Below are 16816 nucleotides of genomic sequence, written 5' to 3' on the forward strand. Positions count from 1 at the left end.
ACCGATGCTCTACGACTACCTCCGCCGGGGCGTGCAGGCGGGCGTGATCGCCGGCCTCGCGTACGGGCTGTTCATGGCGTTCGTCGCGAATCCGCTCAGCGAGTACCTTCACCACGCACAACACGACCACGGCCACGATCACGGTCACGGCCACGACCACGCCCACGCCGTCTCCGAAACGACGACGGCGATCGTCAGTGTCGGGAGCGGCGTCCTCTGGGCGATCTTCCTCGGCGGCGTCTTCGCGATCGCGCTGTACTTCCTCGAGCCAGCGCTTCCCGGCCGGGGTGCGAGCAGCGCGTTCGTCCTCGCCGGTGCCGGATTCCTGACCGTGTCGGCGACGCCATGGCTCGTCCTCCCGCCCGCGGCCCCCGGCGCGGAGCAGCTGTACACCGTCGAGATACGACTGGCGATCTACGTCGGGCTCGTTGCACTCGGCGCGTTCGTCTCGGTCGCCGCGATCGGTTCGTACGGGCGGGTCGCGTCCCGACACCGGGCGCTCGGGCTCGTCGCCGCCACGGTGCCGATCGTCGCGACCGCGGTCGTCCTCTCGACGGTCGCGCCGACGATCGTGAGCCACCCCGAGCTGGCCGGCGAACTCGTCTCGGCGTACCAGGCAATGGCCGCACTGAGCCAGGCCGCGATCTGGGCGATCCTCGCCGCGTCGGTGAGCTGGCTCGAGCGCCGTGAGGCGACGTCGACAGCCGGTGTCGTCGGCCCGAACGACCGTCGCTCGACGAGTTCCTGATCATGCAACGACAAACAACCCGACAGCGGGAGCGCCTCGGCTCGTGTGTGCTCGTCTGTACGAACGATCGCGACTCGGAGTACGCCTGCTGTGGCGACGTCGGCGCCGAGGAGACGCTCGCGGCGGTCACATCCTGGCTCCGCGAGCGTGGTGCGTTCTGGTCGCCGATCGGCGTCACGACAACCGGCTGTCTCGGCCTCTGTAGCGAGGACGGGGCGGCGATCGCGATCCAGCCCCGCGACGAGTGGTACGCCGACGTCACCCCGGAAGACGTACCCGAACTGCTCGAACGCGAGTTCGGTCCGAACGCCGACTCGATCGACCAGCGGGCGGTCGATGCGGACGGTAGCGACTCGCTCGGTGCAACTCACCCCGTCGATTGATCCTGCTGGGCATCGTTACTGCTCGTATGACAGGTGAGATTGTCGTCGTCGACGGCGCACGGACACCCCACGGCACGCTGCTCGGATCGCTCGCCGACGTCGAAGCCGTCGAACTGGGACGAACGGCGCTCGACGGCCTGCTCGAGCGAACCGCCGTTTCCGGTGAAGAGATCGACTGGGTAGCGCTGGGGAACGCGATCCAGGCCGGGATCGGACAGGTGCCGGGTCGCCAGGCCGTCGTCGAGTCCGAACTCCCGAACGAGACGCCGACGACGACCGTCAACGAGGCGTCGGGATCGGGGCTGCGGGCGATCGCGCTGGCGGTCGACCGGATCGACGCCGGGCGGGCCGAGTTCGCCGTCGCCGGCGGCTTCGAGTCGATGACGAACGCGCCCTGGATCCTGCCCGACTACCGCACGGGGCGACGTCACGGCGACGCGACGCTGAAGGACTCGATGATCATGGACTCGCTGTGGGACGTCAACCTCGACGTCCACATGGGCGAGATCACCGAACGGCTCGTCGACCGCGAGGGCGTCCCTCGGGACGTACAGGACGAGTACGCCCTCGAGAGCCACCGCCTGGCCGCGGAGGCGATCGAGTCGGGCGCGTTCGACGACGAGATCGTCCCCGTGGAGACGGGAGGCGGGACGATCGACACCGACGAAGGCCCCCGTCCCGACTCGACGCTGGCGGATCTCGCCGAGCTTCCCACCTCCTTTCGCGAGGACGGAACGATCACGCCGGGCAACGCCTCGAAGCTCAGCGACGGTGCGGGCGCGGTGTTACTCGCGGACGCGGACGTCGCGGCAGACCACGGACTCGAGCCGATGGCCCGGCTCGCTGACTACGAACTGGTCTACCGGGAGCCCGACGAGTTCAACGAGGCCGTCGGCGACGTCGTCGCGAGCCTGCTCGAGCGAAACGGGCTCGACGCGGACGACGTCGGTGCGTACTGGATCAACGAGGCGTTCGCGGCCCAGTCGGTGTACGTCATGGACCGACTCGGCGTTCCACGCGAACGGATGAACCACCGCGGCGGCGCGGTCGCGTTCGGCCACCCGATCGGCGCCTCCGGCGGGATGCTGGCGACCAGTTTGGCGTACCAGCTCCGGGACGAGGAGGTAGATCGCGGGCTCGTCGGGATGAGCGTCGGCGGCGGCGGGGCAATCATGGCCCTGCTCGAGCGGCCGTAGCAGTCGCCCGCGGAAGCTTGGCGGTTCCGAGGGGTTTACCTTCCCGCTGTTCCCAGTAGTAACCAATGACGCTGTACTCGCGAGTCCGTCCACTCGCGTTCAAACTCCCCGCCGAGACGGCTCACGTCCTCGGTAAACGGGCGCTGCAAGCAGTGCAGTCGACGTGGCCGACGCAAGCGGCACTCGCCTCGAACTACCGGTACGCCCACCCGGCGCTCGAGACCGAGCTGTTCGGGTGTCGGTTCTCCAATCCGGTCGGCGTGGCAGCCGGGTTCGACAAGAACGCCGAGGTGACCCACGCACTCGAGGCGCTCGGGTTCGGGTTCGTCGAGATCGGCACCGTCACGCCGTACCCCCAGTCCGGCAACGACCGGCCGCGGCTGTTCCGACTGCAGGAGGACGAGGCGATGATCAACCGGATGGGGTTCAACGGCGACGGGATGGAGCAGGTCCGGGACCGTCTCGAGCGAGATGGCCCGCCACAGATTCCACTCGGGGTCAACGTCGGCAAGATGAACTCCTCGAGCGAACGGGAGGCGGTCGAAGACTACCGACGGGTGTTCGTCCGGCTCTCGCCGTTCGCCGACTACGTCGTCGTCAACGTCTCCTGTCCGAACACGCCCGACGAGTTCGACGAGGCCTCGCCGGACCACCTGCGGACCGTCTTCGAGACCCTCGAGGCCGAAAACGACGACGACGTCCCGATCCTGGTCAAGATCGGCCCCGACTCGCCCGAGGAGTCGATGCTCGACCTCGTCGACATCGTCGAAGAGTGTGACCTCGACGGAATCGTCGCGACGAACACGACCACCAGCCGGGAGGACCTCGAATCGCCGCGAGGGGAGGAGTGGGGCGGTCTCAGCGGCGACCCCCTTCAGGAACGATCGACTGCGGTGATCCGAACGCTGGCGAGACACACCGACGACGACCTGCCGATCGTCGGCGTCGGCGGCGTCGACTCGGCGAGAAGCGCCTACGAGAAGATCCGCGCGGGCGCCTCGCTCGTCCAGCTCTACACCGGATTCGTCTACGGAGGCCCCGGAACGGCGAAACGGATCAACCACGGACTGGTCGAGCTCCTCGAGCGCGACGGGTTTTCGTCGGTCGAGGACGCGGTCGGCGCGGATCTCGAGTAGGACAGCCCCAGCCTCTGCCTCAGTCGACGTCGACTCTCGTCCCGTACCCCGACTCGCTCACCACGTCGCCGTCCTCGTAGACGATCTCGCCACGGACGACCGTCGCGGTCGGTTTGCCGACGAACGACTCCCCGATAAAGGGCGTCACGCAGTTCTTCGAGTGTAACTCGTCGGGACTCTCGAGGGTCCACTCCGTCTCGGGGTCGACGATCGTGAAGTCGGCATCGGTGCCGACCTGCAGCGACCCCTTCTGTGGATACATTCCCCACACCTGCGCGGGCCGGGTCGAGTGGCGACGCACCCACTCCTCGAGGGTGAACCGTCCGTCGTCGACAAAGGAGAGCATGACGGGCACCTCGGTCTCGAGGCCGACGAACCCTGAACTCGCCTCCCAGGTGTTCCCGAACGGGTCGTCGACCTTCTTCTCCTCGGGGGTGTGTGGGGCGTGGTCGGTCGCGATACAGTCGATCGCGCCGCGGTCCATGCCGACCTCCCAGAGCGTCTCGCGCTCGGCGGCGTCGCGGATCGGCGGTTGGATCCGGGCAACGTTGCCCTTCTCGCGCATCACGTCCTCGGTGAACCAGAGGTAGTGCGGCGTCGTCTCCGCGGTGACGTCGACGCCCCGATCCTTCCCCCGGGCGACGGCTTCTGCCGCGGAGCCCGAGGAGACGTGGAACATGTGGACGCTCGCGCCGGTCTCCTCGGCGAAGGTGATCATCCGCTCGACGGCCTCCCGTTCGGCGATCACGGGCCTCGAGTGGGAGTGGTCGATCGGCTCGTTTCGCCCCTCGCGTTTGAACCGCTCGGTGTAGTGATCGATGATCTCGCCGTTCTCCTCGTGAAAGCCCAGGCGCTTGCCCGTCTCGCCGATCCGCTCCATCGCCTCGAGGATCTCGCCGTCGGTCGGCGGCGGGACATCCCCGACGGTCGAACCGAGGAAGATCTTGTAGCCGAGCACGCCGGCCGCATCGAGGTCGGGGATCGCCTCGAGGTTCTCGCTCGTAACGACGGCGTAGCTCTGGAAGTCGACGTGGGCGCCGGCCTCGCCTCGCTCGTACTTCAACTCGAGGTGCTCGGGGCTGTCGATGACGGGGTCGGTGTTCGGCATTCCGACGACGGTCGTCACGCCGCCCGCTGCGGCCGCCCGCGTTGCGGACTCCCAGTCCTCCTTGTACTCGAGGCCGGGCTCGCGGTTGTGGATGTGACAGTCGACGACGCCGGGGGCGAGGACGTTTCCGTCGGCGTCGAGGACTCGCTCTGCGTCGGGGAGCCGATCGGCGCGTCCAACGGCGACGATCGTTCCATCCTCGACTGCGACGCCGGCGTCGGGGGTCCGTCCGGCCGGTGTGACGACGGTGCAGTTTCGCACGACGAGATCCACGGTCATTGGCCTCACCTATCCGCGAGATCCGGATATAGCTTCTGTTGCCCGGACGCGGTCGACGACGGGATGACCCGAGTCACGCTCGAGAGCTTGGTAGCGAACCGCCCGTCCACGACGTCGTCCGTGTATAGCGGTCCAGACGACAGTCCAGAGCGCTCGAGACGGATCCGAACGGGTTCGTCTCGATAATCATCGTTTTGCTCCCGGTATCAACGGATTGGTCGCTTGTGCGCCGAACCGCCCGAAATTGGGCGAGGAGGCCGGTTCAACGTCAGATCAGGTTCGCGTAGGTGAGAGATAACTAACGGCTCCGCGACGGTAACTCGAGACATGATCGATAGCCTCGTGGTCTTCGTCGTCAGCCTCCTGATCGGTGCGTTCGGCATCTTCGTCGGCGCAAGGATCGTCGTCGACACCGAGGACTACACCTACGCCCTGATCACCGCGCTCATCGGCGCGATCGTCTGGGCGGTCGTCGGCTTCTTCTTGGGCTGGATCCCACTTCTGGGACCGCTCCTCGTGTTCGTCGCCTACCTCGCGGTGATCAACGCCCGCTACCCGGGCGGGTGGATCGAAGCAATCGTTATCACGGTCGTCGCCTGGCTGTCGGTGCTGGTCGTCCTCTACGTCCTCGCTGTCATCGGCGTAACCGGGTTCGAGGCTGCCGGCGTCCCCGGCACATAACGGCACCGAAACCATCACATTTCCTTATCGAACAGTTTACCTCCATAATGGCGTTAGGTCGTCTGAGAATAGCGTATGCGTGACATACCGCTACCGGAGTAACAATACATGATTTATAAAAAATACTTTGTGGGGTGCTGTCGACGGTTCAGCGTAAGACGGTCGTTCCGCGGATCGCAGTAACACGGACCGATCTCTCCAGCCACCATGATCCACGCGCTCTCCGAACCCGTCATTACCGCGCTCGTTCCGTCGATCAGTGAGGGGGTCACCCTCGGCGTCGTGTCGGCTCCGGGACTCGTCTGGGACCCACATCTCGCCGCCGTCGCCGGACTCGTCGCGCTGATGATGCTTGGTGGCGCACTCGTCGTCCGAAATCAGCTCGCGGCAACGTCGGGGCTCAGCACGGAGCCGGATCCGCAGCGAAACGACGAGTTCGTAACTGACCGGGAGCGGGTCTGCGAACTCATCGAGGAGAACGGCGGCCGGATGAAACAGTCGAAGATCGTCGACTCGGTCGACTGGTCGAAGGCGAAGGTGAGCCGGCTGCTGGCCGAACTCGAGGAGGAAGAAGAGGTAACGAAGCTCCGACTCGGTCGGGAGAACCTGGTCTGTCTCCCGGGCCACGAGCCGACGGCCTCGAAGTCGCCGGAACGCGCCAGAAACGAGTAGAACCGGTTCTCTGTCGGATCGTAATCGAACCTAGCCGAGCAGCCGGTAGAGGCTGCTCGCGGCGACGACCAGCAAGACGAGCACGCTCGAGAGAATTGGATCCAGACTCGAGCCGATGGTCCCGTCGAGGCCGGCCACTGCGATCAGAAGCAGACCGACCAGACAGAGCGCCAGGTGAAGACGGAGGGTCGACGAGCGATCGGTTGGTTCGTCGTCGACGTACGTGAGGACGTCGTCAAAGTTCGGCCCCGAGCGGATCGTTTTCGCGTCGGAGTCGTACTCGATGACCAGGTCCTCCTGGAGCTGTGGGAGGTGTGTCTGCTGGAGGGAGACGTAGACGCTCTTGTAGAGGTTGTTCGGGACCGATGCGGCCTCCGATTCGGTCGACGCGATCTCGGTCGCGACCTCGGAGACGTCGACCTGTCCGGCTTCCTCGGCGAGTAGCTGGACGATTGCTCGCCGCCGGTCGTTGCCCAGGATGTGAAAAACCTCGCTTTCCTCGAGTGAGTCGGTTCGGTTCGTCTGGACGGACATTGATCAAAGAGCGTTCGAAGACGTACGGTTACCGACCGATCCACCACCCACTGACATACGCGTGGATTTCATCGACCACCGACTTCAACCTGCGGTATTAATTCCCAATCGGTCCGTTCGGAAGGATTGTCTTCCATCGATCCGAACAGGAAACTAACACGGCGAGAACGGACCGGGCCGCTACCCGGGTAGGTGGCCGCCCGATTGCATCTCTCGATACGTCGTGCAGGCCGGACAGCCGTGGACGACGTCACCGTTGTCTCCGAAGACTCGAGCGAACTGCTGGGTGACGTGTGTCCCACAGTTTCGACAGCGGGCGCCTGCCGACGACGATTCCATCGGTTTCCAGCCGTGTTGTGTTCGTTTCATAGGTTGTGGGTGTACGCGGATGGGCGACGGGCGAGTTCGGTCGTCGAGCCATCCGGTCTCATCGGATTCAGGGGAGCAAACGTGAATAAAGGACACAGACCGTTCACCCCCGAGCCGGTCCGACACCTCCGGAAACCCATCGTTTATGGCCATTTTTGGTCGATACAGCCCGCCTGAAGGGCACTTTCCGATATGGGTTTGTTCCGACCTCAAGATGAATTCAGTCGCGTTCTCGTTCGTTCGTCGGACGCTATCCCGATCTCTCTCGCCGAGACGGGTCGAAAGTATTCGTTTCCCAACCGAAATCAACAGTTTCTCCCGCAGGCGATTTTGAAACTGAGTGTAAGGTCCACCGTTCTCAAATACCACTGTCGCTTACCGATCTACGTGTTGGAACGCGGCGACGCGACCGCGGATCGCGACGCGCCGCGACTCTACCGGCCGGGGACGGACGGTTCGGCGACGAACGCCGGCCTCAGCGAAGATGGGTGATCACGACTATGTCAACGCAAGCGACCAATACACGAGCGGAATCGGAATCGAATCCGTCGGTGCAGCTCAACGTGCTCGGCGACGACTGTGCACGGACGATCCTCGTCGCGACCAGCGACGGTCCGAAGACGGCAAAGGAGCTCACCGGGCGGACCGACAGCTCCTCGGCGACCGTCTATCGGCGCATCAATAGCCTCCTCGAGAGCGACCTGCTGGAGGAGTGTGTGCGATTCGAGGAGAACGGCTCGCACACGACGGCGTACAAGGCGACGATAGAGGGCCTGTCGGTCCGAATCGACTCGAGCGGGATCGACGTCTCCCTGTCGAAATCCGAGTGATACCGGCGTCGGACTCCAGTTGGGCTGTTCGAGAGCCGGAGTAACGTCCCGAAACGAACGACCGTCGTCTACAGAATCATTTTAACTGGGGTCGTCGAACGGGAACGAACTGCTAGCACGGCTGTATGATACGGATAACAAATATCTACTCAGTGGAACGGTCACTGTGATTGAGCAATGCACGATCTAACCGGGTTTCAGCGCGACCTGCTGTACGTGATCGCAGGTGCCGATCGTCCGTCCGGGCAGACGGTCAAAGACGAGGTCGAACAGTACTACAGCTCCGAAATCAATCACGGTCGACTGTACCCGAACCTCGATACGCTCGTCAACAAGGAACTCGTCGAGAAGGGAGAACTCGACAGGCGAACCAACTACTACGCGATCACCGACGAGGGCCACGAGCAGATCAGCGACCGACGCGAGTGGGAACAACAGTACGTCGACCTGTAGTTCGACTTTGCGAGCACTGAGGACGAGCACGAGAACCCTGTTCCGGGCCCATGTGACCGCGGCTGGCTGCAATATCAAGTAGTACGGACATAACAAAGCCGGCGAGCGAGGACTGGCTCAACGATCTATGGTACGAGCCTCCGCCCTCGAGATGCCGTCCGACCGACCAGCCGTGGTGACCGACGCGTGAGTCACCCGACGAGCACGGAAACGCGGCTCGGATTCCTCCGGTGGTACCCCCTCGATATCGCGCTGGTCTCGCTGGCGGCGGCGCTCTCGTATCTCGCCGTCACGAGCTTCGATCCGGAGACCGCACCGCGGCTGCTGGTGACGTTTCCGCTCGCGCTGTTCCTGCCCGGATACGCGCTCGTCTCGGTGCTGTTTCCGGCGGGAGAACGGGCCGCCCGGCAGACGGCGACGACGCCGACCGACCGTCGGCCGCGCGGGATCGACACCGTCGAGCGGCTCGGGCTCGCCGTCGCGCTCTCGCTGGCGCTCGGGCCGATCACCGTGATCGCGCTCCCGTTTGCCGGCTGGGAGCTCGAGGCGGCGTCGGTCGCCGGCGGGCTCGCCGCCGTCACGATCGGGCTGGCACAGATCGGCGTCGTCCGTCGGCTTCGGACGCCCGCTGCCGTCCGGTTTACCGTCTCGATTCGAACGATCCGCGAGCGACTGACCGGCACCGACGGCCGCGGCGTAACGGTGTCGTCGGTCGTGCTCGGGATCGCGATCGTTCTCGCCGTCGGGCTGCTCGTCGCCGCGTTCCTCTTTCCAGCCTCGGCCGGCGGCTACGACCAGCTGGCGCTGTACTCGGAGACCGAGGACGGCGACCTCGTCGCCGGGGAGTTCCCCGACGAGGTCGCGCCGGGCGAGTCGGTGCCGGTGACCATCGAGGTCGAGAACGGCGGTGACGAACCCCGGGAGTACACGGTCGTCGTCCAGGAGCAGATGATCGAGGGCGGCGAGGTCGTCGATAGCACGGACCACGAGCGGATCGGGACCGTAGTCCCGGGCGGCGAGACCGACGACGGCACGTATCCGGTGACGCCAACGGCCGAGCCCGGGGAGACGGTTCGGATCAGCGTCCTGCTGTTCGAGGGCGACCCGCCGATCGGAGCGACGAACGAGGACGCCCTCGAGGAGACCTACTTCTGGGTAACCGTCGCCGAGGAGCCGGGGGAACCGGAGGAGCCGGAACCGGCGGACTGACGGGATGGCAGGACTAACGGGACTGACCGGACCGACGACCGCGTTCGTGGCGGTCGCTACACCGTTACCTCGACGGGAGGACCGAACCCGTTCTCGTCGTCGGAGCCGTCCCCGGTCGGCTCGGAACCGACGGGAGCACGAACGCGGCTCGACGATCACAGCGACCGCGATCGCGCGAACGCAGCGACTGACGTCCCGGCAAGCGTAGACGCGCTATCCGTGGAGACGGTTCGATCCGTGGCGTCTCGAGCCGTCCGCCGCGACGAGGGATCGGGCGACCAGCCGAGGGGCCATCGTGAGGTCTCGGAAGGGCTATAGGTAGGGTTACCGGCCCGCAACACCGAACGACAGCCTCGATTCCGGCTGTCTCGAGGCGCGGTGGACGATCGATACGAACAACACGGCGAGACAGAGCGCGAGCGCGACCGCGGGGGCGAGCGTCGCCGTCGCGGGCCCGACGGACAGCCAGGTGAGCGCCAGCGCGACGACGCCGAGTGCCGTTACCCCCGCGTAGATCCGGTGCCAGGGTCGCTGCTGGCCGAGCCGCCGATCGAGATAGGGTTCGAACACCTCGCTGCTGGGGAGGAGATCGATCGTATGCGTATCGGGGTCCCAGTCGACGATTCCGTGATCTTCGAGCATCGGCAGGTGGGTCTGGTACAGCGAGATGTAGACGCGACGACGCTGCGTGCGCGTCACGTCGTCGGTACCGATCTCGTTCTCCCAGGCGGCGACCTGTTCGACCAGCGGCGCGAGATCGCAGCTCCCGCCCTGTCGTTTCAGATACCTGACCGCCTGGCGTCTGCGGGCGTTGCTGAACACGTCGAACAGTTCGGCCTGGCTGAACTCTCGATCGGTCATAGTTTCCCTCGCGATCCCGTCTCCCGTGCCCGGAGATCGGGTCTGGTCGGATAGCTCACACCACCGACTGGGACGGAGCAACCCTTTACTATCTCGCGGCTACCCGGACGAAACCGCCATATACCGGTTAGAAGCCGTGACTGACGTCGGTAGCGACGATTCCGGCCTGTCGCCCCCGCGATCACCGGTGGCGATCGATCGCGTTCGCGAGGGTGTCGGTTCGTTTCGTCCCTCGAGGGGCGACGTAGTACGGGACTACGCGACCGTCAAGCCGGGGATAACAAAGCCTCGCTACCGGCTGTGTCCGGACGATCACCCATCCGGGTATCGAGCATCTATGAGCACATCCAGATACGACCGACGAGTGCAGGGACGGACCGTCGCGTTCCCGCGCGGAGGCTGGTCGCCGTGACACGGTTCGTCTCCGGCGAGGGCTGTACGATCGCCGACGGCGCGACGATCGATCACGGCGAGTTCGACGAACCGACCAGGATCGGCGCCGACGCGACGATCAGGGCCGGCTCGATCGTCTACGGCGACGTGACGATCGGCGACGGGTTCACGACCGGTCACGACGTGCTGATCCGCGAGGGAACCACGATCGGCGACGACGTGCTCGTCGGCACGAAGACCGTCGTCGACGGCGAGACGACGATCGGCTCACACGTCAGCCTCCAGACGAACGTCTACGTGCCGACCGAGACGACGATCGGCGACAACGTCTTCGTCGGCCCCGGCGCCGTCATGACCAACGATGAGTACCCCGTCCGGACCGAGGTCGATCTCGAGGGACCGACCCTCGAGGACGGCGCCTCCGTCGGCGCGAACGCGACGATCCTGCCGGGCGTGACGATCGGCGAGAACGCGTTCGTCGCGGCCGGCGCCGTCGTGGTCGAGGACGTCCCCGCCGACAGCCTCGCCGTGGGCGCACCGGCGCGAACGAAACCGCTTCCCGCCCCCCTCGAGGGACCGAACCAGCTCGAATGACCGACACAGAAACCAATCCCGAGATCGACGCCGAGACGAGTATCGAGCGCGTAACCGACGAGCCGAGCGACGACGGGATCCCGATCGCCGATCCCGAACTCGGTCCGGACGCGATCGACCGCGTTCGGGAGGTCCTCGAGAGCGGCGCGCTCGCGGACGGTCCCGAGGTTCGGGCCTTCGAGCGCGAGTTCGCCGCCTTCTGCGGGACCGACCGGGCCGTCGCGACCTCGAACGGGACGACGGCGCTGGTGACCGCCCTCGAGGCCCTGGGGCTCGAGGACGGCGATGCCGTCGTCACCTCCCCGTTTTCCTTCGTCGCGAGCGCGAACGCGATCCGGCTCGCGGGCGGGACGCCGGTGTTCGCCGACATCGACCCCGAGACGTACGCACTGGATCCGAACGCCGTCGAACGAGTACTGCGCGACCGGGAGGACGTCGTCGGTCTGCTACCGGTTCATCTCTACGGACTGTCGGCGCCGATGCCCGCCCTTTTGGACCTCGCCGAGGATCACGACCTGTTCGTCCTCGAGGACGCCTGCCAGGCTCACGGCGCGAAATGTGGGGGGGACCGGGTCGGCACGCTGGGCGACGCCGCCTGCTTCTCGTTTTACCCGACCAAGAACATGACGACGGCCGAGGGCGGGATGGTCACGACCGACCACGAGGACGTCGCCGACCGAGCGGCGCGGTACGTCAACCACGGCCGGGGCGAGACCGGTACCGGCGGCTACGATCACCTCGAGCTCGGTCACAACTTCCGACTGACGGGCGTCGCGGCCGCGATCGGTCGCGTCCAGCTCGAGCGACTGCCGTCGTTCAATCGGGCTCGCCGGGAGCACGCTGCCGCCTACGACGAGGCGTTCGCCGAACTCCCCCTCGAGACCCCGACCGAGCCGCCGCGGTACCGTCACGTCTACCACCAGTACACGGTTCGGGCGACCGACCGGGACGCGCTCGCCGAGTCGCTCGCGGACCGGAGCATCGACACTGGAGTCTACTACGACCGACCGATCCACCGCCAGCCCGCCTACGGGTCGGTCAGCACGGCCGCGGCGACGTTCCCCGAGGCCGAACGGGCTGCCGACGAGGTGCTCTCGCTCCCCGTTCACCCGTCGCTCTCGGCCGAGGACCGTCGAACCGTCGTCGAGGCGGTGTGGGACCACTACGATACCCAATGACCGACCAATCTACCGTCAGAGCCGGCGTTGTCGGCGCCGGCTCGATGGGACAGAATCACGCGCGGGTGTACAGCGAGCTCAGGACCGTCGATCTCGTCGGCGTCGCCGACCACGACCCCGAGGTTTCCCGGCGGGTCGCCGCCGAGCACGGAACCGACGCCGTCTCCCTCGAGGCGCTGCTCGAGCGGGTCGACGCCGTCACCGTCGCCGTGCCGACGCATGCACACGCCGAGGTCGTCTCGCGGTGTCTCGAGGCTGGCGTCGACGTGCTGGTCGAGAAACCGATCGCGGGTTCGGTCGCGGAGGGCCGCGCCCTCGCCGAGCAGGCACGGAACGCCGGACGAGTCCTGCAGGTCGGCCACATCGAGCGGTTCAATCCCGCAGTGGGGATGCTCGAAGACCTGATCGAGGACCTCGACGTCATCGGGATCGAGGCCGAACGACTCGGCCCGCCGATCAACCGCGATGCGCCCGGCGACGTCGTCTTCGACCTGATGATCCACGACGTCGACGTCGTCGGCGCCCTGCTCGGTCGGACGCCGACGTCGATCTCGGCGATCGAGGCGGCCGACGGGCGGTACGCGACGGCGACGATGGAGTACGGCGATATCGTCGCGACGCTGACCGCGAGCCGGGTGACCCAGAAGAAGGTTCGGAAACTCACCGTCACCGCCCGCGAGTGTCTCGTCGAGGTCGACTACCTCGAGCAGTCCGTACTGATCCACCGCGACTCCTACCCCGAGTACCTGACCGACGACGGCCAGAACCGCTACCGCCACGAGAGCGTGGTCGAACGCCCGCGGATCGCAACGAGCGAGCCGCTGCGGTGTGAACTCGAGTCGTTCGTCGAGGCCGTCCGTACCGGGTCCGAGCCCGAAGTGACCGCCGAGGACGGGATCGCGGCCCTCGAGACGGTCCAGGCGATCGATTCGCGGCTCGGAAGGAGGAGACGCGAACCGGAGGTGAACGCCCGATGAGCGCACTCGATCCCTCGATTTATGGCTCGGAGCTTCCGGAGCGCGAGCTTCGCGATCGACTGACCGCCGGCGAGATCCCCGTCGCCGTCTACGGGCTCGGCAAAATGGGACTGCCCCTCGCGGGCGTCTATGCCGAGACGACGGGCAACGTCACCGGGGTCGATATCGATCCCACGGTCGTCCAACGCCTCGACGACGGCGAGTGCCACGTCGTCGGCGAACCGGGACTCGACGACCTCGTCGCCGAGCAAGTCGAGCGCGGTCGGCTCACGGCGACGACCGACGGCACCGTGGCAGCTACGGACGCCACGATCCACGTGATCATCGTTCCGACGCTGCTCGCCGAGGACGACTCGCCCGATCTGGCGACCGTCGAATCCGTGCTCGAGGATATCGCGGCCGGGCTCGAGCCAGGCGACCTGGTCGTCGCCGAGTCGACGCTGCCGCCAGGCTCCTGCCGGGACGTCCTGCTTCCCCATCTGCTCCAGGAGAGCGGCCTCGAGCGCGGCGAGTTCGGGCTCGCGTTCTGTCCCGAGCGAACGGCCTCGGGATCTGCGCTGCGGGATATTCGGGGACGATACCCGAAGGTCGTCGGCGGCGTCGATGCGGCGAGCACCCGCGCAGCCGAACTGATCTACGGCGAACTCACGAGCAACGAGGTCCACGCGGTGTCGGACGCGACGACCGCGGAGGCCGTGAAGGTGTTCGAGGGCGTCTACCGCGACGTCAACATCGCGCTCGCGAACGAGCTGGGGCGGCTCGCCGACGAGCTCGGCATTTCAGTGCGGGAGGCGATCGACACCGCGAACGGGCTGTCGGTCTGCCAGCTCCACGAGCCCGGGCCCGGCGTCGGGGGCCACTGCATTCCCTACTACCCGCACTTCCTGCTCTCGCGGTTCGAGGAGCCGATGCCAGTGATGCGGACCGCCCGCGAGCTCAACGACGCGATGCCGTCGGTGATGGTCGATCGCCTCGCCGACCGGCTCGCGGCGACCGACGCCGGCACCGATCTCGCCGACGCGTCGGTGCTTGTCCTCGGGATCACCTACCGGGCCGGCGTCGAGGAGACACGCGCCTCGCCCGCACTGGGCGTCGTCGACGCCCTCCGCGAGGCGGGGGCAGACGTCGCCGGCATCGATCCGTTGGTCGACCCCGCCGAGTACGGCGCCCGGCCGGTCGCCCTCGAGGACCTGCCCGAGGAGTCGTTCGACGGCGCGATCGTTGTCACCGCCCACGAGGAGTTCGAGGCGATTCCCTGGCCCGACCTCGAACCGATGGTCGTCGTCGACGCCCGGGACGCCCTCGACCTCTCGGGAACGGCTCACAGCCACTACACGTTCGCTGGCTCCCACGACGGACCGGCCCCGCTCGGAGGCGGTGACGGCTCGGCCGACGGTCGATCGACGCTGCTCGAGTCGCGACGGACGGACGGTGGGACCGATGTATAAGGGACGCTCGATCGGCGTGGTCGTCACCGCCTACGACGAGGCGGCGTTCGTCGGTCGCGTCATCGAGACGATCCCTGGCTACGTCGATCGGATCTACGCCGTCGACGACGCCTCGCCTGACGACTCCTGGGCCGTCATCCAGCGAGCTGCCGAGCGAGTCAACGGCGAGACCGAGCCAGCGCGGGCGGTCGCCGACGGCGGCGACGGCCGTCGAGTGATCCCGATTCGCCACGAGGAAAACCGGGGGTACGGCGGCGCGGTCAAGACCGGCTACGAGCGGGCCGCGGCCGACGGGCTCGATGTCGTCGCGGTGATGAACGGCGACGCCCAGATGGACCCCGCAATCCTCGATCGGATCCTCGATCCCGTCGTCGACGGCGAGGCCGACTACGCGAAGGGCAACCGACTGCTGACGCCCGACGATCGCGCCTCGATGTCGACGTTTCGGTTCGTCGGCAACGCCGCACTCACCGGGCTCTCGAAGTTCGCCACCGGCTACTGGACGCTGTCGGACCCCCAGAACGGGTACACTGCCATCTCCAGGGAGGCCATCGAGACGCTCGAGCTCGAGGCGATCACCGACGAGTACGGCTTCCTCAACCATCTCCTGACCCACCTCAATGTCGCGGAATTCCGCGTCGCGGACGTCCCCATGACGGCCGTCTACGGCGACGAGGAGTCGAGCATCGGCTACTCGTCGTTCGTCCAGTTCGTCTCCTTGCTCCTGTTGCGGAGCTTCCTGTGGCGACTCAAGACCCGCTACGTCGTTCGCAGTTTCCATCCCGCAATAGTCTTCTACGGTGCCGGCGCGACCGGGCTGGCCGGCGGACTCGCCGGACTGGTCGGCTCGCTTGCTCGAGCGGTCCGTGGCACCGAGAGCTTCACGGGCGCGATCGCCTCCTTTGTCGCCGGACTGGTCGGCACGGTGGCGCTCGGAATCGCCATCTGGCTCGACCGCGAGGAGAACGCCCACCTCGAGGTGAGCCCGTACGACCGATCAGACGAGGACATCGCCGCTGGAGGAGCGTCGGATCGGCTCGAGGAGGCGGCGCCCCGGTCGGTCGAGTAGCCGGGGCCGGCGGAACGACGCTCCGCTCTCCTCGGTCCCAAATCCGAACCGAGCGATCGCTGGCTCGAGGAGCCGATAAGTCACGTGGAGCGGTCAGTGGCGTGGAAAACCCGGCTGTGAACGACTGGGCGACGATCCAATGGGTCGACACGCACTGAAGCTGATTGTCGGGCAACAATTAATACATCACATCAGGAAACGATTGATATGAGTTGGCACAGAGTGGCGCTACCGATACTCGAGGGGACGTCGCTCGAGGGACTCGACCGAAAACGGTTCGCTGGGGTCGTTGCTGTCGTTCTTGGAGCCTGCCAGGTCGCGCTCACCTTCACGTTGAACGGATCGCAGTTGCTGATCGTGGGAAGTGGTGGCTGGCTGCTCGTCGCGATCGGTCTGAACCTGGTCCGCGGTCGAACGGCGCTCGAGAGCGACTGGAACGAGGGTGGAGAGCCGGGATGGATCGCCGTGGTCCTGTTGATGGGACTGTCGATATGGGTCGTCGTTGCTACAGCTGATGTGCTCGTCTTCGGTTGAGTGCTCCGCCCGGATTTCTCCTTGGTCGTCTCCTTCGTCTATAGCCGTGGCGGGTTTCTTTTCTGGTACACTCGGAGGTGGGCCGCGTTACATGATGAGTGCGTATTGACCGCAGAAGTTCCTACCAATCACCGTATCTCTTCGAAGAGTCGTGATGAATACAG

Annotated in this window: 18 protein-coding genes; 15 read left to right on the top strand and 3 right to left on the bottom strand. The window is 66.2% G+C overall.

Going from position 1 to position 16816, the window contains the following annotated elements; translation table 11 throughout:
* The first annotated feature begins 4 nt into the window (after positions 1 to 4).
* From QA600_RS21260 to QA600_RS21275, 4 genes are all read left to right on the top strand, one after another.
* Positions 5 to 748, top strand: a complete 744-nt coding sequence (locus QA600_RS21260; RefSeq protein WP_278293937.1) for a CbtA family protein — start codon at positions 5 to 7, stop codon at positions 746 to 748.
* Between the two features lie 2 nt (positions 749 to 750).
* A complete protein-coding gene (locus QA600_RS21265) occupies positions 751 to 1131 on the top strand; it encodes a (2Fe-2S) ferredoxin domain-containing protein (protein WP_278293938.1) in 381 nt (126 codons plus the stop codon).
* Positions 1132 to 1157: 26 nt separating this feature from the next.
* Positions 1158 to 2327 (top strand): thiolase family protein, encoded by a 1170-nt coding sequence (locus QA600_RS21270; protein ID WP_278293939.1) that lies wholly within the window; start codon positions 1158 to 1160, stop codon positions 2325 to 2327.
* 65 nt (positions 2328 to 2392) lie between these two features.
* Positions 2393 to 3463: a quinone-dependent dihydroorotate dehydrogenase gene (locus tag QA600_RS21275; protein WP_278293940.1), complete on the top strand. Its 1071-nt coding sequence runs from the start codon at positions 2393 to 2395 to the stop codon at positions 3461 to 3463.
* A 19-nt stretch (positions 3464 to 3482) separates the two neighbouring features.
* Here QA600_RS21275 and allB read toward each other — a convergent pair whose 3' ends face one another.
* Positions 3483 to 4850, bottom strand: coding sequence for an allantoinase AllB (gene allB, locus QA600_RS21280; protein ID WP_278293941.1), 1368 nt, complete (start codon positions 4848 to 4850; stop codon positions 3483 to 3485).
* A gap of 327 nt (positions 4851 to 5177) precedes the next feature.
* On the opposite strand from allB, the gene QA600_RS21285 reads away from it, so the two are divergent.
* Together QA600_RS21285 and QA600_RS21290 are read left to right on the top strand one after the other, a co-directional pair.
* Entirely contained in the window at positions 5178 to 5531 is a 354-nt protein-coding gene (locus tag QA600_RS21285; RefSeq protein ID WP_278293943.1) for a hypothetical protein, read from the top strand.
* 207 nt (positions 5532 to 5738) lie between these two features.
* Positions 5739 to 6203 carry a membrane-associated protein/domain-like protein gene (locus QA600_RS21290; protein ID WP_278293944.1) on the top strand — a complete coding sequence of 155 codons (465 nt, stop codon included), beginning with the start codon at positions 5739 to 5741 and terminating at the stop codon, positions 6201 to 6203.
* A 30-nt stretch (positions 6204 to 6233) separates the two neighbouring features.
* Here QA600_RS21290 and QA600_RS21295 read toward each other — a convergent pair whose 3' ends face one another.
* A complete protein-coding gene (locus QA600_RS21295; protein ID WP_278293945.1) occupies positions 6234 to 6737 on the bottom strand; it encodes an ArsR family transcriptional regulator in 504 nt (167 codons plus the stop codon).
* A gap of 869 nt (positions 6738 to 7606) precedes the next feature.
* On the opposite strand from QA600_RS21295, the gene QA600_RS21300 reads away from it, so the two are divergent.
* The 3 genes from QA600_RS21300 to QA600_RS21310 all read left to right on the top strand — a co-directional run bounded on the left by QA600_RS21300 (position 7607) and on the right by QA600_RS21310 (position 9598).
* Entirely contained in the window at positions 7607 to 7936 is a 330-nt protein-coding gene (locus QA600_RS21300; RefSeq protein ID WP_278293946.1) for a winged helix-turn-helix domain-containing protein, read from the top strand.
* A 177-nt stretch (positions 7937 to 8113) separates the two neighbouring features.
* The gene (locus QA600_RS21305) at positions 8114 to 8389 is read left to right on the top strand and encodes a PadR family transcriptional regulator (RefSeq protein WP_278293947.1); all 276 of its coding nucleotides are present in this window, start codon (positions 8114 to 8116) and stop codon (positions 8387 to 8389) included.
* Between the two features lie 186 nt (positions 8390 to 8575).
* Positions 8576 to 9598: a DUF1616 domain-containing protein gene (locus tag QA600_RS21310; protein WP_278293948.1), complete on the top strand. Its 1023-nt coding sequence runs from the start codon at positions 8576 to 8578 to the stop codon at positions 9596 to 9598.
* Positions 9599 to 9922: 324 nt separating this feature from the next.
* Here the strand turns inward: QA600_RS21310 and QA600_RS21315 are convergent, their stop codons facing one another.
* A complete protein-coding gene (locus QA600_RS21315) occupies positions 9923 to 10459 on the bottom strand; it encodes a hypothetical protein (RefSeq protein ID WP_278293949.1) in 537 nt (178 codons plus the stop codon).
* A gap of 408 nt (positions 10460 to 10867) precedes the next feature.
* On the opposite strand from QA600_RS21315, the gene QA600_RS21320 reads away from it, so the two are divergent.
* From QA600_RS21320 to QA600_RS21345, 6 genes are all read left to right on the top strand, one after another.
* The gene (locus tag QA600_RS21320) at positions 10868 to 11446 is read left to right on the top strand and encodes an acyltransferase (protein ID WP_278293950.1); all 579 of its coding nucleotides are present in this window, start codon (positions 10868 to 10870) and stop codon (positions 11444 to 11446) included.
* Entirely contained in the window at positions 11443 to 12624 is a 1182-nt protein-coding gene (locus QA600_RS21325; protein ID WP_278293951.1) for a DegT/DnrJ/EryC1/StrS family aminotransferase, read from the top strand. Before QA600_RS21320 ends, QA600_RS21325 begins: the two co-directional genes overlap by 4 nt.
* Entirely contained in the window at positions 12621 to 13601 is a 981-nt protein-coding gene (locus QA600_RS21330; RefSeq protein ID WP_278293952.1) for a Gfo/Idh/MocA family oxidoreductase, read from the top strand. The genes QA600_RS21325 and QA600_RS21330 overlap by 4 nt, the downstream gene beginning before the upstream one ends.
* Complete coding sequence (locus QA600_RS21335; RefSeq protein WP_278293953.1) at positions 13598 to 15049, top strand: nucleotide sugar dehydrogenase; 1452 nt, start codon at positions 13598 to 13600, stop codon at positions 15047 to 15049. Before QA600_RS21330 ends, QA600_RS21335 begins: the two co-directional genes overlap by 4 nt.
* Complete coding sequence (locus tag QA600_RS21340) at positions 15042 to 16118, top strand: glycosyltransferase family 2 protein (RefSeq protein ID WP_278293954.1); 1077 nt, start codon at positions 15042 to 15044, stop codon at positions 16116 to 16118. Before QA600_RS21335 ends, QA600_RS21340 begins: the two co-directional genes overlap by 8 nt.
* A gap of 207 nt (positions 16119 to 16325) precedes the next feature.
* On the top strand, positions 16326 to 16652 hold the full coding sequence (locus QA600_RS21345) for a hypothetical protein (RefSeq protein ID WP_278293955.1): 327 nt from the start codon (positions 16326 to 16328) through the stop codon (positions 16650 to 16652).
* Positions 16653 to 16816: the final 164 nt, after the last annotated feature.

It is taken from the genome of Natronococcus sp. A-GB1 (assembly GCF_029688845.1).
Classification (GTDB): Archaea; Halobacteriota; Halobacteria; order Halobacteriales; family Natrialbaceae; genus Natronococcus.